The sequence below is a fragment of the Desulfurivibrio nitratireducens genome (assembly GCF_044068515.1).
Lineage (GTDB): Bacteria > Desulfobacterota > Desulfobulbia > Desulfobulbales > Desulfurivibrionaceae > Desulfurivibrio.
This window is the reverse complement of the sequence record NZ_JBIPKI010000003.1, coordinates 67,099-87,809: the sequence shown is the minus strand read 5'-3', so window position 1 is coordinate 87,809 and position 20,711 is coordinate 67,099. Positions and strand designations below refer to the sequence as shown.

The window sequence follows — 20,711 nt, the reverse complement described above, 5'->3', positions numbered from 1 at the left end:
CCATTTATGATCTGATATACTTGCAAGCAGATCTTCACCACGGCTGGCGGGGAAAATCACCCCCTTGGGAGCTACCAGAGGCGGCGAGAGCCGGCCGGCCAGACTAAACCATGGTTAACTGACCCGAAGGAACGATCATGCGCACTTTGCTCGTTGTTGGCGTCTTCCTGTTGCTTGCCCTCCTGTCGGCCGGTTGTGCCACCCTATCGCCCGGCTATGAAAAACCCCAAATCAACGTCACCTCTTTTGCCGTTGCCCCGGAGTCGGCGGGCCTGGCGCCCCGTTTCAACATCGGGATCCAGGTGATCAACCCCAATCGCACCGCCTTGCCGCTCAGGGGCATGACCTATGCCCTGGAGATCGAAGGCAACCGGGTACTGAGCGGGGCGACCGCCGATCTGCCCCGGGTACCCGCCTACGGCATGGCTGATTTCATGATTGAAGCCAGCCCCGATTTATTGGGCAGCGCCCGGTTGCTGGGGGATCTGTTTGCCCGCCAGCGGGACAGTTTCGCTTTCACCTTCAAAGGGCGCCTCGATGTCGGCAGCCTGATGCCCTTCATCCACTTTGAGGAATCGGGGCGCTTCGGCCTGGCGGCTCCGACCCGCTGATCACCCCCGGTCTGCGTCCCGGGGATTCCGCCCCAGCGCAAATCAGTTTGCCATATGCTCAACCATCAGGGCCGGCCCGGCCGCCAGGCCGGGGCCCAAAACCGATCGGAGAAAAAATCGATGACCGGGCATCCAGATCGCGGGGCCCCGCCGGCCCCCAAAGCCGTGGGAGAAAGCCGGGTTATCATGGCCCACATCATGCTGCCCCAGGACGCCAATCCGGCCGGGATCGTCCACGGCGGGGTGGTCATGAAACATATCGATGACGCCGCCGGGGTGGTGGCTCTGCGCCACACCCGCGGCAACGTGGTCACCGCCTCCATCGACCGGCTGGATTTTCACACCCCGGTTTTCATCGGCAACCTGCTGATCATCAAGGCCAGCCTGAACCTGGTCGGCACCACCTCGATGGAGGTCGGGGTCTGCGTGGAAAGCGAGGATCTCAAGACCGGGGAAGTCCGGCATACCGCTTCGGCCTACCTGACCTATGTCGCCCTGGACGAAAATCACCGTCCCCGGCCGGTGCCGCCCCTGCAACTGGAAAGCGACGACGACCGGCGCCGCAACCGCCAGGCCCAGGACCGGCGCAGGCTGCGCCTGGCCGAAAAAAAACACGAAACCAGTTGCCGCAGCCCCGAGGCCTGCCGCCTGCCGCCCGGTTGATTGCCGGGCCCGATCTCCCCTGCTCCCAGCCCCGCAAGGCCGGTCCCCAGCCGGCCCCGTCTTGCTCCCCACCCTTGAGACTCAGGTTCGCCCCCCCTTCGACGGACCAGGCCGGCCGCCCTGCTGCCGGTTGCGGTCATCGCCACCGAGCCTTGCTGCTTGTTCAAAAAGCGCCGCCACCATGATCCGGACGGTGGCGCTCCGCCCAATCCCCCCTAAATCATCTGACCGTTAATACGATATTATTGCTTTACAAGCGGCGCTTATTTTTAAATTGGCAAAAAATAAAATCCGTGTTAAGAAGCCGTGTTGGGGGAAATGAACAGCAATTCAATTGCTTGGGTAGCACCTACTATTAACCAGGAGAGAAGGGGGAAAGGCTTATGATGAAAAAAATTTCCACATTGGCGCTGGCCGGGCTGATCTGCTGGCCGGGACTGGCGGCGGCCGACACCGATCGGGTCGCCGAAATCGAGCGCCAGATGACTGAAATGCAAAGGGCCTTCCAGGCCCAGATGGAGGCCATGCAGGCCGAAATCGCCGACCTGAAAAGCCAGCAAGAAGAAGTCAGCCAGGAAGTGGCCGCCAGCAGCGAAGCCGTTTCCAGCCGGCTGGCCTCCTCCGCCTGGACCGAGAACATCAACTTCGGCGGCGAGGTGGTCTTCCGCGGTTACTATCTCCGCAACACCTGGACTTTCGATGACGATTTCAAGGCCGACGACCGGGATGCCTTCCGCCTCAAGGGCAGTCTCTGGGCCAACTACCAGGCTACCGAGGACGTCAACATCAAAATCCAGCTTACCAACCAGAGCTGGGGCGAAGGCGCCGGGGTCGGCGACAACAACGACAACAAGGTCTTCCTCGACAACGCCTATATCAACGTCAAGAATCTGCTCGGCCTGCCCCTGGAAGCCACCCTGGGGCGCCAGAACGTGATCTACGGCAGCGGCTTCGTTATTCTCGACGGCCAGTCCCAGTACGGCTCCACCTCCATCTACTTTGACGGGGTCAAGCTGCGCTGGCACCTCAACGAGCAGATGACCCTGGACGGCCTCTACCTCAAGGACCGGGAAAACACGCCCGGCCATACGAACAGAGACGATATCACCCTGTCCGGCCTCTACTTCATCAACAAGGAGTGCTTTTTCACCGGCATGCGCCAGGAGCTTTATGTGCTCAACCGGGAAGACGAGACCCTCGGCAAGGATATCTGGATGTACGGCGCCCGGCTTTCCGACCGCTTCGACAACGGCATCGACTACTCCCTGGAAGGCGCGATCCAGAAAGGGGATGCCCGCTGGGATGAGCTCAACAACCGCACCATCGACCAGGACGCCTACGGCCTCAAGCTCGATGCCGGCTACACCTTCAAGAATGCAGCCTGGAAGCCTCGGCTCTACACCAACTATACCTACCTGAGCGGCAACAAGCTCGACACCGACAAGAACGAGCAGTGGGACGTCTTCTACGGCGGCTGGCCGCAGTGGGGCGACCTGCTGGCCTGGCGGTATCTCAACGTGCCGCCCAACAACCTCAGCCAGGTTTACAGCACCTTCGCGGATTACAGCAACGTGGTCGGCGAGGCGATCTACTCCAACATTCAGATCATCACCCTGGGCGCCTCGGCCAGCCTGACCCCCAAACTCTCCGCCAACCTCTCCTACTCCGACCTCCGCTTCAACCATACCAATCCCGGGGTATCCAAGGATTTCGGCGACTACTATCAGGCTACTTTCCGTTATCAGTATACGCGCAACCTGAGCTTCTCGCTCTACAGCGCCCTGCTTGATCCGGGCGACGCCTTTGTCAACGACGACAACGCCGCCGAGGTCTTCTGGGAAGCCGCCTACCGTTTCTAAAATCGGCTTAAGCCGTACGGCCTTTAACAGGAAAAAGGGGGGCAGCAGCATTGCTGCCCCCCTTTTTCAAAACTTAAACAGCTTCAGCTACAGAGGAACAGATCGTGACCCAGCAGCAAACCGCCCCGGAAAAACTCTGGCTTTCGGGCAACGAAGCCCTGGCCCTCGGGGCCCATGAAGCCTCGGTCCGGGTGGCATCCGGCTACCCCGGCACCCCCTCCACCGAAATTCTCGAAAACGTCGTCAATTATGCCGAGATTTACACCGAGTGGGCCCCCAACGAGAAGGTCGGCCTGGAAGTGGCCATCGGCGCCTCCTTCGCCGGGGTCCGGGCCCTGGCCACCATGAAGCACGTCGGCCTCAACGTGGCCGCCGATCCCCTCTTCACCGCCTCCTACACCGGGGTGCGCGGCGGCCTGGTGATCGTGGTGGCCGACGATCCCTCGATGTACAGCTCCCAGAACGAGCAGGACAGCCGCAACTATGCCTGGGCCGCCAAGCTGCCCATGCTGGAGCCCAGCGATCCCGCCGAGGCCAAGGAAATGCTCAAGCAGGCTTACCGGCTCAGCGAACAGTTCGACACCCCGGTGCTGCTCCGCAGCTGCACCCGGGTCTCCCATGTCAAGGGCGTGGTCACCGCCGGCGCAATCGAGGCCCCGGCCCTGACCCCGGGGCTCGAGAAGCTGCCGGCCAAACTGGTCATGCTGCCGGCCAATGCCAGAGCCCGCCGGGTCGCCGTTGCTGAACGCCAGCGTCAACTGGGCGAGTTCGCCGAAACCTTCAGCGCCAACCGGGTGGAGGAAGGCGATGGCAAAATCGGTTTTATCGCCGCCGGCACCTCCTATCTCTATGTCAAGGAGGCCTTTCCCGAGGCGGCGATCCTCAAGCTCGGGATGGTAAACCCCCTGCCGGAAAAACTGATCCGCGACTTTGCCGCCGGAGTGGACAAGCTCTATATCGTGGAAGATCTCGATCCCTTTCTCGAAACCCAGATCAAGGCCCTGGGCATTGCCTGTACCGGCAAGGAAGTGATCCCGGCCATCGGTGAATTGAGCCCGGCCATCGTGCGGCGGGCCATCACCGGCGAGGCTGCGGCTGATCTCTTTGCCCCGGTGGAATTGCCGCCCCGGCCGCCCAACATGTGCGCCGGCTGCCCCCATCGCGGCCTGTTCTACAATCTCAACCGGCTCAAGGTCTACGTGTCCGGCGATATCGGCTGCTACACTCTGGGCTTCCTGCCGCCGCTGTCGGCCATGGACACCTGCGTCTGCATGGGGGCCAGCATCGGCATGGCTCATGGAATGGACAAGGCTCTGGGCGAAGAGGGCCGGGGCAAGGTGGTGGCGGTGATCGGCGATTCCACCTTTCTCCACACCGGGATCAACGGCCTGATCAATTCGGTTTACAACCGGGGTTGTTCGACGGTGATCATCCTCGACAACCGGATTACCGGGATGACCGGCCAGCAGCCCAACCCGGCCTCCGGCACCACCATCGGCTACGACCCCGCCCCGACCATCGATTTTCCCGAACTCTGCCGGGCCATCGGGGTCAAGCACGTGCGGACGGTCAATCCCCATGAAATCGAGGCCACCTATCAGGTTCTCAAGGAGGAGATCGAACGGCCCGAGGTTTCGGTGGTCATCACCCGCTTCCCCTGCGTCTTGACCGTGGAGGAGAAAAAGCGGCGCAAGTATCCTTTCCATACCGTGGTCGACAACTGTACCGGCTGCACCATGTGCCTGCGCCTGGGCTGCCCGGCCATCAACTGGCAGCCGCTGACCCCGGCAGAGGCCGAGGCCATGGGGAAAAAGGAAAAGCAGCGAGGCTATTCCCTGATCAACGAAGACATGTGCATCGGTTGCGGCCAATGCCTGGCGCTCTGCAAATTTGACGCCATCAGTGAAGGGGAGGAGAAGGGATGAGCCAATCAGGAAACATTCACTTTGTCGGAGTCGGCGGCCAGGGTATTCTGCTGGCCAGCGAAATGACCGCCTACGCCCTGCTGGCCGCCGGTTTTGACATCAAGAAAAGCGAGGTCCACGGCATGGCCCAGCGCGGCGGTTCGGTGGAGGCTCACCTGCGCTACGCCAGCGACAAGGTCTATTCGCCCCTGATCGAGCCGGGCACCGTTGACATTCAGCTGGCTTTCGAAACCATGGAGGCGGCCCGCTACCTGCCCTATCTCAGTCAGCGCAGCAAGGTGATCGTCAACACCCAGCGGATCATGCCGCCGGCCGTAGCCACCGGCAAAATGCGCTATCCGGAAAACTGCCTGGAGGCCCTGACCGCCAAGGGCATCGAGGTAATCCCGGTGGATGCCTATGCCATCGCCAGGGAACTCGGCAATATCAAAGCGGCCAACGTGGTGCTGGTTGGGGCCCTTTCCAGCTTTCTGCCCCTGGAAGGAGAGATCTTCCAGGAGGTCATTCAGACCCGCTTGCCGGCCAAAATTCAGGCGGTCAACCTCGAGGCCTTTGCCGCCGGTCGCCGGCTGACCCGGTAAAGCGCCGGCGACGCCGCATCTGGCGCCGATCGGTCCGGCCGGGCCCTTGCCCCGCCTGGCCGGCGCTGATCGAAAACTTCGCCCAAGCTCAGCCAGCGGTTGGGTTGGCCGGGCAGGGCCATGCAACCAGCAGACCCGCTCCGGCGACCCGGCGTTTTTGGCCCCAGCGATTGGCAGAGCAAGCGGAAAAGTGGAGAAAACGAGATGATCTGGAACGAAGAACAAGAAACCCTGCCGCGGGAAGAGCTGGAGCGGCTCCAGCTCCGGCGCCTGCAGGCCCAGGTGGAACGGGTTTACGCCACCGTGCCCTACTACCGTCAAAAGATGCAGCAAGACCGGGTGACCCCGGCGGATATCAAGCAACTGGCCGATATCCGGCGGCTGCCCTTCACCACCAAGGAGGATCTCCGCCGGAATTATCCCTTCGGGCTCTTCACCGTGCCCATGGAGCGGATTGTCCGGATTCACGCCTCCTCCGGCACCACCGGCAAGCCGACGGTGGTGGGCTACACCAAGCGCGATCTCAGGCTCTGGGCCGAGCTGATGAGCCGCACCCTGAGCGCGGCCGGGGTCACCAGCCGCGACATCGTGCAGAACGCCTACGGCTACGGCCTGTTCACCGGCGGTTTGGGCGCCCACTACGGGGCCGAGAACCTCGGCGCGGCGGTGATTCCCATTTCCGGCGGCAACACCAAGCGCCAGATCCAGATCATGCAGGATTTCGGCACCACCGTGCTGCTTTCCACCCCCTCCTACGCCCTCAATATCGCCGACACCATGGCCGATCTCGGCATCAAACCTGCCAGCCTCAAGCTGCGGGTGGGGGTTTTCGGGGCCGAACCATGGAGCGAGAACATGCGGGCCGAAATCGAAAGCCGCCTCAAGATCAAGGCCATCGACATCTACGGCCTTTCCGAGATCATCGGGCCCGGGGTGGCCGCCGAATGTATCGAGGAACAGAAGGGCCTGCACATCATGGAGGATCATTTCCTGCCGGAAATCGTCCACCGCGACACCTTCGATCCCCTGGCCGTGGGCGAGGAAGGCGAGCTGGTCTTCACCACCCTGACCAAGGAAGCCTTCCCGGTCATCCGCTATCGGACCAAGGACATCGCCCGCCTGATTCCCGATGTCTGCTCCTGCGGCCGCACCTTCTACCGGATGCCCAAAGTTACCGGGCGCACCGACGACATGATGATCATCCGCGGGGTCAATGTCTTTCCCTCCCAGATCGAAGAGGTTATCATGGGCGTGGAAGGAGTGGAGCCCCACTACCAGATCATCGTCACCCGCCAGGGTTCCCTCGACAACCTTGAAGTCCAGGTGGAAGTCAGCGAAAACATCTTCTCCGATCAGGTAAAAAACCTGGAAAATCTAAGCAAAAGAGTACAGAACAATATCAAGGACCTGCTCGGGATCACCTGCAAGATCAGCCTGGTGGAGCCCAAGACCATCCAGCGCAGTGAAGGCAAGGCCCAGCGGGTTATCGACAAGAGAAAGATTTAACTCTATGCCGGGAGGCTGACCATGCAAGTGAGACAAATCGCCATCTTTCTGGAAAACCGCTCCGGCCGGTTGGCCGACATTACCCACACCCTGGCCAGAAACGACATCAATATCCGGGCCCTTTCCCTGGCCGACACCGCCGATTTCGGCATTCTGCGGATGGTGGTCAGCGATACCGACAAGGCGGCCAAGGCCCTCAAAGAGGACGGCTTCACCGTCGGGGTCACCGAAGTGACCGCCGTCGAGGTGCCGGACCAGCCCGGCAGCCTGAACGCCATTCTCCAGGTGGTCAACAAGGCCAAGCTCAACGTGGAATACATGTATGCCTTCACCCAGCAGAGCGGCGACACCGGCCTGCTGCTCTTTCGCTTCGACGACCCCGAGGCGGCCCTGCGGGCCTTCCGGGAGGCGGGCTGCAAGCTGCTCAGCGATGAAGAAGTCCACCGGCTCTAAGCCGGAGTTTTTGGCTCGATACCGGCTCAACATCATTATTTAACGAGGGAACAACAAGGAGGGCTTTGCATGAAAAAGACAGCCGTTACAATTATCACCCTGTGGCTCACCCTGACCATGTCGGCCGTTATGGCCATTGCCGAAACCATCAAAGTCGGGGCCATTCTCGCCGTTACCGGCGGAGCTTCGTTCCTCGGCGCCCCCGAGGCCCGGACCCTGCAAATGCTGACCGAAGAAATCAACGCCCAGGGCGGCATCAACGGCAAGAAAATCGAGCTGATCCTGCGCGATTCCGCCGGCAGCCCCGAGCGCTCGGTTTCCTTTGCCCGCCAGCTCATCGAGGAACAGCGGGTATTTGCCATCATCGGGCCTTCCACCAGCGGCGAAACCATGCGGATCAAGCAGATCGCCGAAGAGGGCAAAACCATCCTGCTCTCCCTGGCCGCCGCCGAGGCCATCGTCAACCCCCTGGCCCGCTACGTCTTCAAAACCCCCCAGAACGACCGCTTCGCCGCCGCCCGGATCTTCATGACCATGAACGAGCTGGGAATCGAAAAGATCGCGGTGGTCAGCGGCAATGACGGCTTCGGCCAGGCCGGCCGGGGCCAGCTGGAACAGATCGCCCCCGACTTCGGGATCAAGATCCTGGCCAACGAGGTTTATGACAGCCGGGCCACCGATCTCTCCGCCCTGGTCACCCGGCTGATGTCCAACCGGGAAGTCGAGGCGGTGGTCAACTGGTCCATCGTCCCCGCCCAGGCCATCGTCGCCCGCAACATGCGCCAGGCCGGCTGGGATGTGCCCCTCTTCCAGAGCCACGGCTTCGGCAATATCCGCTACGTCGAGGTGGCGGGAGCCGCCGCCGAAGGCATCATCTTCCCCGCCGGCCGGCTGCTGATCGCCGAGGTGCTGGATGATGAACATCCCCAGAAGGAAGTGCTGCTCAAGTACAAGAACGATTACGAGTCCAGGTACAACGAACCCGCCTCCACCTTCGGCGGCCACGCCTACGACGCCCTGATGATCCTGGCCCGGGCCATCGAAGAAGCCGGAACCGACCGGGAAAAGGTCCGCGACGCCATCGAAAACATGCAGGGCTTTGTCGGCACCGGCGGGATCTTCAACTTCTCCCCCACCGACCACAATGGTCTGGATATCGACGCTTTTGCCATGCTGACCGTCAAGGACGGCAAGTTCGTCAAATACGAACCCTGATCCCGGCTCCCGGCGGCTCAGGCTGAACATGGCGCCGGAACCGACCAGGCAAGCTTTAAAGCACAGGTCCCCCGGAGTACCCGGAGCATCAGGGAGCAGAATGCCATGCTCTCCCTGGCCGGGTAGGCCGGGGGCGCCGGGTTCGGCTTATTCTTGCACCCCGGCCGGTTGCCGCGACCAGGAACCGGCCGGGTGACTTTTTTAAATTCCCCACCGCAGGCTCAAAGTAAAAGATGACCGTCGAACTTTTCGTCCAATACCTGTTTGCCGGCGTCACCTACGGCATTATCTATGCCATCGTGGCCATCGGTTTCAACATCATTTACAACACCACCGGGATCATCAACTTCGCCCAGGGCGAATTCGTGATGCTGGGCGGGATGATCGCCATTACCCTCAACGGCATCGTCCCCCTGCCCCTGGCCATCGCCGGTTCGGTGCTGATCACCATGGCGGTGGGGGCCATGGTGGAGGTCACCTTCATCCGCTGGCTGAAAAGTCCCTCGGTGCTGCGGATGATCATCATCACCATAGGGGTGTCGATCCTGATCCGGGAAGTGGCCCTCCATATCTGGGGGGAGGGCGTCCGGGCCCTGCCCTACTTCGTGGGCAACGAAATCACCACCGTCTCCATTCTCGGCGCCCGGATTTCGCCCCAGGTGCTCTGGATCATCGGGGTCTGCACCGTCATCGTCCTGGCCCTGAGCCTCTTTTTCCGCTACACCATGCACGGCCAGATGATGCGGGCCTGCGCCGCCAACCGCACCGCCGCCACCCTGTGCGGGATCAGCGCCAAGAACATGGTCACCTTTTCCTTCATGCTTTCGGCCGGGATCGGCGCCCTGGCGGGCTGCGTGATGAGCCCCGTCACCTATACCGAGTACGACATCGGCACCGGCCTGGCCATCAAGGGCTTCACCGTGGCCATCCTCGGGGGGCTGGGCAACAGCATGGCGGCGGTGGCCGCCGGCCTGCTGCTGGGCCTGCTGGAAGCCTTCAGCGTCACCGTGGTGCCCCTGGCCTACCAGGATGTAATCGCCATCGCCATCCTGCTGCTGATTATTTTCGTCCGGCCCCACGGCTTGTTCGGGCGCAAGGACGCGGCCGGGCTCAAGGAGTTTTAAGACGATGAAGCATTACTTTCCCATCGCCCTGCTGCTGGCCGGGATCATCCTCGCCCAGCAGCTGACCCTCTGGACCGACACCCAGTTCTACCTGACCCAGCTCACCATGGCCGGCTATTATTCGCTGCTGATCATCGGGCTCTGTCTGCTGCTGGGCTACGCCGGCCAGATTTCCCTGGGCCATGCCGGTTTCTTCGCCATCGGGGGCTATCTCTCGGCCATGCTCACTACCCGCGACCTCGTGCCCTACCTGGACCATCCCCTGATCGCCTTCAGCGACCGGCTGGGGCTGCTGATGAGCCGCCAGGATTACTTCGGCGGCGAGATTCTCCATTTCCATCCCTGGGCCGCCGGCGGCATCGCCATTGCCGCCGCCGTGGTCGTCGCTTACTTGATCGGAGTGCCGGTTCTTAAGCTCAAAGGCCATTACCTGGCCATGGCGACCCTGGGCTTCGGGATCATCATTTACCGGGTGGTGCTGGCCACCCCCATTTTCGGCGAGGCGGACGGGATTTCGGAAGTCCCGGCCTTCCCCCTGCTGGCCGGACTCAGCATCAGCGGCGACTTCGGCAGCCGGGTCAGCAATTACTACATCGCCTGGGGCATGGTAATTATCGTCATGTTCCTGCTGCTCAACCTGATCAATTCCCGGGTCGGCCGGGCCCTGCGGGCCATTCACGGTTCAGCAGACGCCGCCAACGCCATGGGGGTCGATACGGCCGGCTACAAGCTGCGGACCTTCATTCTCAGTGCGGTGCTGGCCGCCCTGGCCGGGGTTTTTCTCACCCATTACAGCAGTGGGATCGGTCCCAGCGAGGCCGGGGTCATGCAGTCGGTGCGCTATGTCGCCATCGTGGCCGTCGGCGGCATGGCCAACCTCTGGGGCGCCCTGGTCATGGGAGTGGTGCTTAATTTCATGTCCCTGCGCGGGATGTTCGGCACCTATGATGACGCGGTTTTCGGGATTATCCTGATTACGATCATGCTTTTCGCCCCCCAGGGCCTGCTGCGGCTCAGCCTGCTGGCCCAAATCGGCAAGCTGGCCCAAAACATCCGCAACCTGGTGCCGGCCAAGCGCAAACCTTGAGCCGCCCAGCTGACCGCAACATTTTTTTGGCAGCCCACCGCTAACCGTGCTTCCTTAGTTTCGTGCCCGGAAGAGCGGTGGCGAGAAAAAATCAGTTAACCAACCTGGACGACCGGACCCGCTGGCCGGGACCGAGCCGACAAAGAAAAAAGATGGCATTGCTTGAAATAAAAGAGCTGAATCGTCGCTTCGGGGGCCTGCAGGCCCTCAGTGAGGTGGACTTCGCGGTGGAGCCGGGCATCATCAAGGCGGTGATCGGTCCCAACGGGGCCGGCAAGACCACCCTGTTCAACGTGATCGCCGGCTCCCTGCCCCCCACTTCCGGCAGCATCCATTTCCAGGGGGAGCAAATCTCCGGCCGCCGACCTTTTCAGATCGCCCGGCTGGGAATCAGCCGCACCTACCAGAACATCAAGCTCTACTCCGGAATGACTGCCCTGGAAAATGTGATGATCGGCCGCCATATCCGGGGCCGGGCCGGCTTTATCGCCGGGATGCTCCATCTGCCCTGGACCTGGCAGGAAGAACGGGAAATCCGCGCTTATTGCCAGGAATTGCTGGAGATGCTGGAGATCGGCCACTTGGCCGGAGTGGAGGCCACCAGCCTCTCCTTCGGCCAGCAGCGGGCGGTGGAAATGGCCCGGGCTTTGGCCCTGGAGCCCCAGCTGCTGCTGCTGGACGAACCGGCGGCAGGCCTCAATATTTACGAAACCGCCGAGGTAGGCCGCCTGATCAGCAAGATCAACAGCCAGGGGATTACGGTGCTGCTGGTGGAACACGACATGTCCCTGGTCATGGATATTTCCCACGAAATCGTGGTCCTCTCCTTCGGCCGCAAGATCGCCGAGGATGTCCCGGCGGCCATCCAGCAGGATCAGGAAGTGATCAAGATTTACCTCGGGGAAGCCGAAGATTAAAAACGCTGCCAGTCCGTTTATCTTTTTGAGGTCGTAAACACTCAGCCCCGGACGGGCCCCGAGCGGGCAGGATCAGGGGGCTGGCCGGCGTTTACGAGGAGGAAGAGGATGCTTAAAATCCGCAACCTGGAGGCCGGCTACGGCAAGCTCCGGGTGCTTAAGCGCATCTCGCTGCACGTCAACCCCGGGGAGATCGTCACCCTGATCGGGGCCAACGGAGCGGGTAAGACCACCCTGCTTTACACCATCACCGGCCTGGTCCGGGCCACCGCCGGAGATATAATCCTCCAGGGCCGCGAGATCACCCGGGAGCGGCCGGAAAAAATCGTCGCCATGGGTTGTTCCCTGGTCCCGGAAGGGCGCCAGGTGTTTGTCACCATGACGGTGCGGGAAAACCTGGTCCTGGGGGCCTATGTGCAGCACAAGAAGGGCAACCGGGAGTTTATGGCCCAACTGGAAGAGGTTTACGAGCTTTTCCCGGTCCTCCGGGAACGCCGGGACCAGCTGGCCGGCACCCTGTCCGGCGGCGAGCAGCAGATGCTGGCCATGGGCCGGGCCCTGATGGCCCAGCCGGCCCTGATCATGCTGGATGAACCGTCCACCGGCCTGGCCCCCTTGATTGTCAAAAACATTTTTGCGATCATTACCAAGCTGCGAGCAGCGGGCAACACCGTATTGCTCATCGAGCAGAATGCCAAGGCGGCCCTGAAAATCGCCGACCGGGGTTATGTCCTGGAAACCGGGAAAATCATCCTGGAAGGTCCGGCCGAGGCCCTGCTGGCCAACCGCGATGTGCAGCGGGCCTACCTGGGCCGCGACCTTGCCCGACCGTAAAGGTCGCAGCAGCACCACATCTTCGGGCGATCAGCCCCGGCGATATAGCGCTGCTATAATCTTCGGGGCCGCTTGCCCGAATCTGCGGCACTGCTGCGACCTTTACGGCCGGGCGGGGAGGAAGGGCAAGATCTGCCCTGGACGGACAAGGGTATAATTGGTTAATTATCAGCCTGTAAGCTCTGCGGGTCGTTGAAGGCTGCAATTTTAATTGTGAGGGCAATGCATGTACTGGAATCAAGCCAAAGAGTGCATGAATCGGGAGGATCTCAAGCAGCTGCAGTTGGAGCGGCTGCAGGCCACCATTTTTCGGGTGGCGACCAATGTCCCGTTTTACCGGCACAAGTTTAAGGAACTGGGGGTGGACCCGGACGGTTTTCGCTCGCTGGACGAGTTGCGCTCCCTGCCCTTTACCACCAAGCAGGATCTGCGCGACAACTACCCCTACGGCCTTTTCGCCGTGCCCCTGCGGGACGTGGTCCGGGTCCATGCCTCCTCCGGCACCACCGGCCAGGCCACCGTGGTCGGCTACACCCGCAACGATATCAAGACCTGGGCCAACCTGACTGCCCGGGTCCTCACCGCCGCCGGGGTCACCAACGACGACGTGGTCCAGATCGCCTTCGGCTACGGGCTGTTCACCGGCGGTTTCGGTCTCCATTACGGGGCCGAACTGGTGGGGGCCTCGGTTATTCCCATTTCCAGCGGCAACACCCGGCGCCAGATCCAGATCATGCAGGATTTCCGTACCACCGCCCTGATCTGCACCCCCAGCTACGCCCTGCTGCTGGCCGACAGCATCGAGGAAGCAGGAATTCCGCTCAACTCCTTCTCTTTGAAGTACGGCCTTTTTGGCGCCGAACCCTGGTCCGAAGGGATGCGCCAGGAGATCCAGAAAAAGCTTAATATCATCGCCACCGACAACTACGGCCTTTCCGAAATCATGGGACCCGGGGTCGCCGGGGAATGCCAGCAGCGCAATGGGCTGCACATCAATGAAGACCATTTTCTGGTGGAGATCATCGATCCCGAAACCCTGGAGCCGGTGGCCCCGGGGGAACTGGGCGAGCTGGTGCTGACCACCCTTACCAAGGAGGCCTTCCCGATCATCCGTTACCGGACCCGCGATCTGACCCGCCTCATCGAGGAGCCCTGCCCCTGCGGGCGCACCCTGCGGCGGATGGAACGAATCACCGGCCGCACCGACGATATGCTGATCGTCAAAGGGGTCAATGTCTATCCCTCCCAGATCGAAAACATCCTTTTCGACATCGAAGGCACCAAACCCCACTACCAGATCGTGGTGGAACGGGAAGGCCGCCTCGACAAGATTACCGTTCTGGTGGAGGTAATGGAGTCCATCTTCTTTGACGAAATGCGCAAGCAGGGAGAGATCATCAACAACATCAAGCACAAACTGGCCTCGGAGCTCGGCATCGGGGTGGAAGTGCGCCTGGTGGAGGAAAAGAGCCTGGAGCGCTCGGAAGGCAAGGCTAAACGGATTGTCGACAAAAGAAAACTGTAGCAGCAAAACCCGGAACCCCGCCGGCGGTTGCCGCAAGCGCCGCGGCGGATGACCAGCGGGTCGCGGCGCAAACCTGGCCGTCCCGCTCCCCGGTCAAGATACCCAGCAAAAAGAGGGCTGTACCCATGGCTATTTCCCAGAAAATGATCACCTTTGCCGAACGCTCTTCCTGGATCCGCAAGATGTTTGAGGAAGGGGCCAAACTGAAAGCCCGCCACGGGGCGGAGAACGTTTTTGACTTCAGCCTCGGCAACCCCGACCTGCCTCCCCCGCCCCGTTTTGCCGAGGTGCTCAAAAAGGTGGCCGGCGCTGAAGGCCCGGGGGCCCACAGCTATATGCCCAACGGCGGCTATCCCTTCGTCCGGGCGGCGGTGGCCGAGCAGATCTCCCGGGAACAGGAAATTACCGTGGGCCAGGAAGAGCTGCTGATGACGGTGGGCGCGGCCGGCGGACTCAACGTGGTCCTCAAGGCCCTGCTCGATCCGGGGGATGAAGTGATCATCCTGGCCCCGTTTTTCGTCGAGTACAACTTTTACGTCGACAACCACGGCGGCACCACCAGAATCGTCAACACCAATGCCGATTTCAGCCTGGATCCGGCCGCCGTCGCCGCCGCCCTGACCCCCCGGACCAAGGCCATCATCATCAACAGCCCCAACAATCCCACCGGCCAGATCTACTCGGCGGCCGAGCTGGCCGCCCTGGCCGAGGTCCTGGACCAGGCGGAGCAGACCATCTACCTGATCGCCGACGAGCCCTACCGCAAGATCGTCTTCGACCAGCACACGGTGCCCAGCGTCTTCAAGGCTTACCGCCACAGCCTGGTGGTTTCCTCTTACTCCAAGGATCTCTCCCTGCCCGGCGAACGGATCGGCTACATCGCGGTTCATCCCGAAATCGAGGCCAAACAGCAACTTATCGGCGCCATGACCCTGGCCAACCGCATCCTGGGCTTTGTCAACGCCCCGGCCCTGATGCAAAGGGTGGTAGCCGAACTGCAGGGAGTCACGGTGGATTCCACCATCTACACCCGCCGCCGGGAGCTGTTCTGCCGGGTGCTGAGCGAGGCCGGTTACGAATTCGTGCCCCCCAAGGGCGCCTTCTATCTCTTTCCCAAATCACCGCTGGCCGATGACACCCGCTTCGTCGGTCTGCTGGCCGAGCAGAAGATCCTGGGGGTGCCGGGCCGGGGTTTCGGCCTGCCGGGCTATTTCCGGCTCGCCTTCTGCGTTGAGGATGACGTCATTGCCCGTTCCGCCGCCGGATTCGCGGCGGCAATGGCGGCAGCCCGCCAGGCGGGCCCGGCCTGAGGCCGGTCGCCCCCGGCACCGACTTCCACCATTAAGAGACCAACTTGTCTTCCCCGGACCGCACCATCCATTACGGCTGGCACATCGTCTGGGCCGGCACCTTTTGCGTTTTTGCCTGCCTGGGCCTGGGCCGCTTCGCCCTGGGCATGATCCTGCCCGCCATGGGCCGGGGCCTGGAGCTTTCCTACAGCCAGATGGGGCTGATCGGGACCATGAATTTCGTGGGCTACCTGGCCGCCGTCCTCTTTTGCGGCGCTTTAGCCGAACGGCTGGGCTATCGCCTGCTGATCACCATGGCCCTGGGGTTGATCGGCAGCACCATGATCCTCATCGGCCAGAGCAGTTCCCTGCCCCTGATCCTGCTCCTCTACGCCCTTTGCGGGATGGGCAGCGGGGCCGCCAACGTGCCGATGATGGGTCTGATCGCCCACTGGTTCCACCGCAGCCAGCGGGGCCGGGCCACCGGCTTTGTCGTCATCGGCAGCGGTTTTGCCATCCTCCTCTCCGGCAAGCTGATCCCCTTCCTCAACGATCTGGCGGGGGAAGAGTTCGGCTGGCGCCTGAGCTGGCAGGTCCTGGGAGGAATTATCCTCCTGGTCGCCCTGCTCTGCCTGGCCGTTCTCCGCAACAGCCCCCGGGATAAAGGGCTACGGCCCTACGGGGAGAAAACCGGCCCCGGCGAACCAGCCGGCGCTCCCGAGGAAAGCCGGATCAGCCCGAAAATCATCGCCCACCTGGGCGCCATCTATTTCCTCTTTGGCTACACTTACGTAATCTACGCCACCTTCATCGTCACCACCCTGATCAACGAGCATGGCTTTTCCCCGGCCAGCGCCGGTAATTTCTGGGCGGTGGTGGGCTTGCTGAGCCTGCTTTCCGGCCCCCTGTTCGGGACCCTTTCCGACCATATCGGCCGCCGGAAAACCCTGGCCCTGGTTTTTGCCATCCAGACCACGGCCTACCTGCTGGTGGCGGTCCACCCTCCGCCTGCCCTGCTCCTGCTCTCCATCACCTGCTTCGGCCTGGTGGCCTGGGCCATCCCCTCGATCATGGCCGCCATGGTGGGAGACTACGCCGGACCCTTCAAAGCTGCCCGCATCTTCGGCCTGATCACTTTCATCTTCGCCATCGGCCAGATTGCCGGCCCGGCGATGGCGGGTGTACTGGCCGAAAACTCCGGCAGCTTTGCCGGCAGCTTCCTGATGGCCGGTCTCTGCACCATCCTGGGCATGCTCCTGGCTCTGCGCCTGCGCCCCCTTGCCAGTTAACCCTGCCCCCGGCGCTGGCGATGATTGCCCGCAACCAAAACTTCTCCTCGATGATGCAAAAATAACCAAGCAGGACAAACCGTCACCCCTGCTTGATTATCAGATCATTAATCAAATGATCGGCCTCAACCCTTCAATGACCATTAACCTTTACATAATGGTTAAAGTCTTTATGCCCAAGCATCCTTGAAAAACACAAGGCATTCTGAGTATAATATTTGTTTAAATAAAAAAATTATTCGAATCAGTTAAAGTAAAAAAAATCAATCCGGATCAATTGTGAGTAAAAAAGAAGAAATAGTCACTCCGCCATTATGGCTGGCGCTTATTCCCGTGATGGTGACGGGGGCGGCGCTGGCTTATTCAGTTTTTATCCTGGACGCCCAACCCCACTTCTCGTTGTTCCTGGGCGGAGTTACCGCCGGACTTTGCGCCTATTTTCACGGCTTTTCCTGGCTGAAAATCAAAGAAGGCTTCAAGCAGGCCATCGCCCGCACGATTCCCTCGCTGATTATCCTGCTGATTATCGGGATGCTGATCGCGGTGTGGATCGCCAGCGGAATTGTCCCGGCCATGATGTATTTCGGTCTGGAGTTCATGTCAGCGCACTGGTTCTTGCCCCAGATCCTGCTCTTCTGCAGCGCGATGGCCCTGATCACCGGCAGTTCCTGGTCAACGGTCGGAACCATCGGGGTAGCGGCAATCGGGGTGAGTGAAGGCCTGGGGATTCCGCCGGCCATGACCGCCGGGGCCGTGGTGTCTGGGGCCTTTTTCGGCGACAAGATTTCACCCATGTCGGATTCAACCAACCTGACTCCCTCGGTGCTGGGAGTCAACCTGTTTGATCACATCAAGCATATGCTCTATACCACCGTGCCCATCCTGCTGATCTCGCTGGGTTTTTTTACTCTCCTGGGATTCATCGTCGCCGGCGACGGCAACGGCACCGATATCTCGGCCTATACCGAACATATCCGGCACCAATTCAACCTTTCGCCCTGGCTGTTTATCCCGCCGCTTATCGTAATTTTTATGATCTACAGGAAGATTCCGGCCATTCCCAGCCTGATCGCCGGGGTGGTTCTGGGAGGAAGCGCCTACCTGATCCTCCAGGGAGGAAGCCCGGGCGGCTTATCCGATCTCATCCACTATGGGGTGGTAATGGAGACCGACAATGCCGAAATGGATGCCCTCTTTTCCCGGGGCGGCATGGAAAGCATGTACAGCGTGGTGATCCTGGCCCTGGTCTCGCTGGCGCTGGGGGGAATTATGAGCCACACCGGGATGCTCCACAGTATGGTGCTGCGGCTGGCCAGCTTGCTGAATTCCGCCGGAAACCTGACCGCCACGGTGATCGGAACTTCGGTCCTGGTCAACCTTTTCAGCGCTAACCAGTACCTGGCCGTCATCCTGCCCGGGCAAATGTTTGAAGAGTGCTACCGGAAGCTGAAGCTCAAGCTCAAGAACCTGACCCGAACCCTGGAAGCCGGCGGCACCCTGACCGCGCCGCTGGTTCCCTGGAACAGCAGCGGGGTTTTCGTCTTTATCACTCTGGGAGTTCCGGTTCTGGCCTATGCCCCTTACGCGATATTGTGCTGGCTCACCGCCATTATTGCCATGGTGTTCGGTTATGCCAATATCAGCATGACAAAAATTAAAGCCCCGCAGGAAGAACCCCAGGACCAGCAATAACCTCGCAACCGGCCCGGCAGTGCGACGAGTTGATTGCCGATTGGCCCGGTTTGCATTATACAAGGCCCAGCAAAACCGTGCGCCGGGGCAAAAAAGGGGCAAAGCCTGCCTTGACCGCAAACCTTGCCGCCATTACCGCCATTGGCCCTGCCCTCGCGGCCAACCAACCATCCAGGGAGATGAATAAATGGCCTCACTCGTAGATCGCATTATCCGGGCTGCCAAGCTTGACCCGGATCTGTACCGGGAAGTAAAGGAAGACGACAACGCCCTGGGGCCGGCCTTGAACGTGGTGATTCTCTCCAGTCTGGCCGCCGGTATCGGTTCTCTTCGCCTGGGCTTGACCGGGTTTCTGGTGGGCACCGCTGCCGCCTTTGCCGGCTGGTTAATCTGGGCCCTGGTTATTTATCTCGTCGGGGCCCGGATCCTGCCCGAACCCCGCACCAAAACCAGCATCGGCCAGTTGCTCCGGGTGACCGGTTTTGCCAGTGCCCCCGGCATCATCCGGGTGCTGGGGGGGCTCCCCTACGTGGGCGGGATCGTGATCTTCGTCTCCTCCCTCTGGACCCTGATGGCGATGATCGCGGCCACCCGCCAGGCCCTGGATTATCAAAGCGCCTGGCGCACGGGCGGGGTATGTCTGCTGGGCTGGGTTGTGCAGGGGATGGCCATCGCCCCCTTTCTGCTCATGGTGGCCGCGGAATAAGGGGCAAGCCACGACGGCAGGCGGGGGCCGGTCAGGCCGCGGCCGCCAGCAGCTTGGCGCCGTTGCGCCAGAGGATTTTTTCCAGCAGCCGGGCAGGAAGATGCAGGTCCCGCAGTTCTTTTAGCACCGTCTGCTGATCGGCCCAGGGGGAATCGGTGCCGAAGAGGAGGTAGTCGCCGGGGTGGCTGAGAATAATCCGGCGGGCCCGCTCCGGCTCCAGCATGTGCAGCACGTAGGAAATATCCATGTAGAGGGGGCGGCCGGCCAGTTCCTGCTCCACCTCCTCCCACTGGTCCCAGGCCCCGAGGTGGGTGGCGATCAGCTTCAGGTCGGGAAAACGCTCGATCACCCGGACGATCCGGTGCGGGGCGGCGATGGGGTCGCGGGGAAAGCCGATATCAAAGCCGGTATGCATCACCAGGATCAGGTTTTCCGCCGCGATCCGCTGGTAGATGGGCCACATCCGCTCATCATCGAGGGTGAATTCCTGGTAGTAGGGATGCATCTTGATCCCGCAAAAGCCCGCCGCCCTGATTTGGCCGATCCGGGCCGGGGCTTGCCGGTCGGCGGGATGGACCGAAGGGAAGGGGATGATCCGGGGCGACCGGATGGCCTGCGACCAGGCCAGGATCGAATCGAACTGGCCCGGGCGGGTGGCGATGGAGCAGATCACGCTCTCGCTGACCCCGGCCTCATCCATCTTGGCCAGCAGCGAAGCCAGCCGGCCGTCGCTGAACGCCTTGACCTTGCCCGCCTCTTCCAGGGCCGGAATCGCCCGCAAGGCCACCTGGTCGGGAAAGGCATGGGTATGAAAATCAATAATCCGCATCAGTACCAGGTTTCGTCAGGTTGCTCTTTGCCCGCGGCCAACCAAGCGCCAGCCGGTCCGGGTTTTACAGGGAATGGACGACATGCACCACCACCCCCCAGATCTCACAGGAACTCTCCTCGGCCAGCACCAGGTCGGGGTAATCCGGGTTTTCCGCCACCAGCCGACAGCGGCCCTCTTTTTTAAGCAACCGCTTCACGGTCAGTTCACCATCAACCACGGCAATCACCACTTTACCGCTCACCGGCTCCAGGGAGCGGTCCACCACCAGGATGTCGTTGTGGTGAATACCGGCCCCGATCATGGAGTCGCCGGCCACCCGGACAAAGAAGGTGGCCGCCGGGTTGGCCACCATCAGTTGGTTCAGGTCAAGCCGCCCCTCGATATAATCATCAGCCGGGGAGGGAAAACCGGCGGCGACCCGGCAGACAAAAAGCGGGCAGCGCAATTCTCCCCCCGGGGAAAAGGCATACACGGCGGTAACATGGGTTTGGGCGCTGGTGATCATATTTCCCCATATAGCGGGTTGGGCGGTTTGTTGAGCCTGTTTGGCCCGGCGGCTTAAAGGGCCGGTGGGCGGCCGGGGTTAATTGTCGGGGCGGACCG

General features: G+C 61.5%; 19 protein-coding genes. 17 read left to right on the top strand and 2 right to left on the bottom strand.

The genetic code is table 11. The features are described from left to right. Positions 1-137 precede the first annotated feature (137 nt). The 17 genes from ACHHTY_RS02595 to ACHHTY_RS02510 all read left to right on the top strand — a co-directional run bounded on the left by ACHHTY_RS02595 (position 138) and on the right by ACHHTY_RS02510 (position 19,276). On the top strand, positions 138-611 hold the full coding sequence (locus ACHHTY_RS02595) for an LEA/WHy family protein (RefSeq protein WP_395492493.1): 474 nt from the start codon (positions 138-140) through the stop codon (positions 609-611). 120 nt (positions 612-731) lie between these two features. Continuing rightward, entirely contained in the window at positions 732-1,274 is a 543-nt protein-coding gene (locus tag ACHHTY_RS02590) for an acyl-CoA thioesterase (protein ID WP_395492492.1), read from the top strand. A gap of 383 nt (positions 1,275-1,657) precedes the next feature. Continuing rightward, positions 1,658-3,133, top strand: a complete 1,476-nt coding sequence (locus ACHHTY_RS02585) for an alginate export family protein (RefSeq protein WP_395492491.1) — start codon at positions 1,658-1,660, stop codon at positions 3,131-3,133. A 104-nt stretch (positions 3,134-3,237) separates the two neighbouring features. Continuing rightward, positions 3,238-5,058: an indolepyruvate ferredoxin oxidoreductase subunit alpha gene (iorA, locus tag ACHHTY_RS02580; protein WP_395492490.1), complete on the top strand. Its 1,821-nt coding sequence runs from the start codon at positions 3,238-3,240 to the stop codon at positions 5,056-5,058. Continuing rightward, the gene (locus ACHHTY_RS02575; protein ID WP_395492489.1) at positions 5,055-5,639 is read left to right on the top strand and encodes an indolepyruvate oxidoreductase subunit beta; all 585 of its coding nucleotides are present in this window, start codon (positions 5,055-5,057) and stop codon (positions 5,637-5,639) included. Before iorA ends, ACHHTY_RS02575 begins: the two co-directional genes overlap by 4 nt. A gap of 204 nt (positions 5,640-5,843) precedes the next feature. Further along, positions 5,844-7,145, top strand: coding sequence for a phenylacetate--CoA ligase family protein (locus tag ACHHTY_RS02570; RefSeq protein WP_395492488.1), 1,302 nt, complete (start codon positions 5,844-5,846; stop codon positions 7,143-7,145). Between the two features lie 21 nt (positions 7,146-7,166). Next, positions 7,167-7,598, top strand: coding sequence for an ACT domain-containing protein (locus ACHHTY_RS02565; RefSeq protein ID WP_395492487.1), 432 nt, complete (start codon positions 7,167-7,169; stop codon positions 7,596-7,598). Positions 7,599-7,667: 69 nt separating this feature from the next. Then, positions 7,668-8,813 (top strand): ABC transporter substrate-binding protein, encoded by a 1,146-nt coding sequence (locus tag ACHHTY_RS02560; protein WP_395492486.1) that lies wholly within the window; start codon positions 7,668-7,670, stop codon positions 8,811-8,813. A gap of 233 nt (positions 8,814-9,046) precedes the next feature. Then, positions 9,047-9,937, top strand: a complete 891-nt coding sequence (locus tag ACHHTY_RS02555; protein ID WP_395492485.1) for a branched-chain amino acid ABC transporter permease — start codon at positions 9,047-9,049, stop codon at positions 9,935-9,937. A gap of 4 nt (positions 9,938-9,941) precedes the next feature. Beyond that, positions 9,942-11,024: a branched-chain amino acid ABC transporter permease gene (locus ACHHTY_RS02550; protein ID WP_395492484.1), complete on the top strand. Its 1,083-nt coding sequence runs from the start codon at positions 9,942-9,944 to the stop codon at positions 11,022-11,024. 152 nt (positions 11,025-11,176) lie between these two features. Next, the gene (locus ACHHTY_RS02540; protein WP_395492483.1) at positions 11,177-11,941 is read left to right on the top strand and encodes an ABC transporter ATP-binding protein; all 765 of its coding nucleotides are present in this window, start codon (positions 11,177-11,179) and stop codon (positions 11,939-11,941) included. A 108-nt stretch (positions 11,942-12,049) separates the two neighbouring features. Continuing rightward, complete coding sequence (locus ACHHTY_RS02535; RefSeq protein ID WP_395492482.1) at positions 12,050-12,775, top strand: ABC transporter ATP-binding protein; 726 nt, start codon at positions 12,050-12,052, stop codon at positions 12,773-12,775. 226 nt (positions 12,776-13,001) lie between these two features. Then, complete coding sequence (locus tag ACHHTY_RS02530; RefSeq protein ID WP_395492481.1) at positions 13,002-14,300, top strand: phenylacetate--CoA ligase family protein; 1,299 nt, start codon at positions 13,002-13,004, stop codon at positions 14,298-14,300. A 125-nt stretch (positions 14,301-14,425) separates the two neighbouring features. Then, complete coding sequence (locus tag ACHHTY_RS02525) at positions 14,426-15,610, top strand: pyridoxal phosphate-dependent aminotransferase (RefSeq protein ID WP_395492480.1); 1,185 nt, start codon at positions 14,426-14,428, stop codon at positions 15,608-15,610. 44 nt (positions 15,611-15,654) lie between these two features. Next, positions 15,655-16,878: an MFS transporter gene (locus ACHHTY_RS02520; protein WP_395492479.1), complete on the top strand. Its 1,224-nt coding sequence runs from the start codon at positions 15,655-15,657 to the stop codon at positions 16,876-16,878. A gap of 279 nt (positions 16,879-17,157) precedes the next feature. Continuing rightward, positions 17,158-18,570, top strand: a complete 1,413-nt coding sequence (gene nhaC, locus ACHHTY_RS02515) for a Na+/H+ antiporter NhaC (protein ID WP_395492478.1) — start codon at positions 17,158-17,160, stop codon at positions 18,568-18,570. Positions 18,571-18,757: 187 nt separating this feature from the next. Beyond that, positions 18,758-19,276: a hypothetical protein gene (locus tag ACHHTY_RS02510; RefSeq protein WP_395492477.1), complete on the top strand. Its 519-nt coding sequence runs from the start codon at positions 18,758-18,760 to the stop codon at positions 19,274-19,276. A gap of 31 nt (positions 19,277-19,307) precedes the next feature. On the opposite strand, the gene ACHHTY_RS02505 is transcribed toward ACHHTY_RS02510, so the two are convergent. Both ACHHTY_RS02505 and ACHHTY_RS02500 read right to left on the bottom strand, forming a co-directional pair. Then, on the bottom strand, positions 19,308-20,105 hold the full coding sequence (locus tag ACHHTY_RS02505; RefSeq protein WP_395492476.1) for an amidohydrolase family protein: 798 nt from the start codon (positions 20,103-20,105) through the stop codon (positions 19,308-19,310). 64 nt (positions 20,106-20,169) lie between these two features. Further along, on the bottom strand, positions 20,170-20,613 hold the full coding sequence (locus ACHHTY_RS02500; protein WP_395492475.1) for a LexA family protein: 444 nt from the start codon (positions 20,611-20,613) through the stop codon (positions 20,170-20,172). Positions 20,614-20,711 lie beyond the last annotated feature (98 nt).

Coding starts and splice junctions, on each gene's coding strand:
- ACHHTY_RS02565 (WP_395492487.1), top strand. CDS start 7,167: ATGCAAGTGAGACAAATCGCCATCTTTCTGGAAAACCGCTCCGGCCGG.
- ACHHTY_RS02535 (WP_395492482.1), top strand. CDS start 12,050: ATGCTTAAAATCCGCAACCTGGAGGCCGGCTACGGCAAGCTCCGGGTG.
- ACHHTY_RS02530 (WP_395492481.1), top strand. CDS start 13,002: ATGTACTGGAATCAAGCCAAAGAGTGCATGAATCGGGAGGATCTCAAG.
- ACHHTY_RS02590 (WP_395492492.1), top strand. CDS start 732: ATGACCGGGCATCCAGATCGCGGGGCCCCGCCGGCCCCCAAAGCCGTG.
- ACHHTY_RS02570 (WP_395492488.1), top strand. CDS start 5,844: ATGATCTGGAACGAAGAACAAGAAACCCTGCCGCGGGAAGAGCTGGAG.
- ACHHTY_RS02595 (WP_395492493.1), top strand. CDS start 138: ATGCGCACTTTGCTCGTTGTTGGCGTCTTCCTGTTGCTTGCCCTCCTG.
- ACHHTY_RS02510 (WP_395492477.1), top strand. CDS start 18,758: ATGGCCTCACTCGTAGATCGCATTATCCGGGCTGCCAAGCTTGACCCG.
- ACHHTY_RS02555 (WP_395492485.1), top strand. CDS start 9,047: ATGACCGTCGAACTTTTCGTCCAATACCTGTTTGCCGGCGTCACCTAC.
- ACHHTY_RS02575 (WP_395492489.1), top strand. CDS start 5,055: ATGAGCCAATCAGGAAACATTCACTTTGTCGGAGTCGGCGGCCAGGGT.
- ACHHTY_RS02585 (WP_395492491.1), top strand. CDS start 1,658: ATGATGAAAAAAATTTCCACATTGGCGCTGGCCGGGCTGATCTGCTGG.
- ACHHTY_RS02500 (WP_395492475.1), bottom strand. CDS start 20,613: ATGATCACCAGCGCCCAAACCCATGTTACCGCCGTGTATGCCTTTTCC.
- ACHHTY_RS02540 (WP_395492483.1), top strand. CDS start 11,177: ATGGCATTGCTTGAAATAAAAGAGCTGAATCGTCGCTTCGGGGGCCTG.
- ACHHTY_RS02560 (WP_395492486.1), top strand. CDS start 7,668: ATGAAAAAGACAGCCGTTACAATTATCACCCTGTGGCTCACCCTGACC.
- ACHHTY_RS02505 (WP_395492476.1), bottom strand. CDS start 20,105: ATGCGGATTATTGATTTTCATACCCATGCCTTTCCCGACCAGGTGGCC.
- ACHHTY_RS02550 (WP_395492484.1), top strand. CDS start 9,942: ATGAAGCATTACTTTCCCATCGCCCTGCTGCTGGCCGGGATCATCCTC.
- ACHHTY_RS02525 (WP_395492480.1), top strand. CDS start 14,426: ATGGCTATTTCCCAGAAAATGATCACCTTTGCCGAACGCTCTTCCTGG.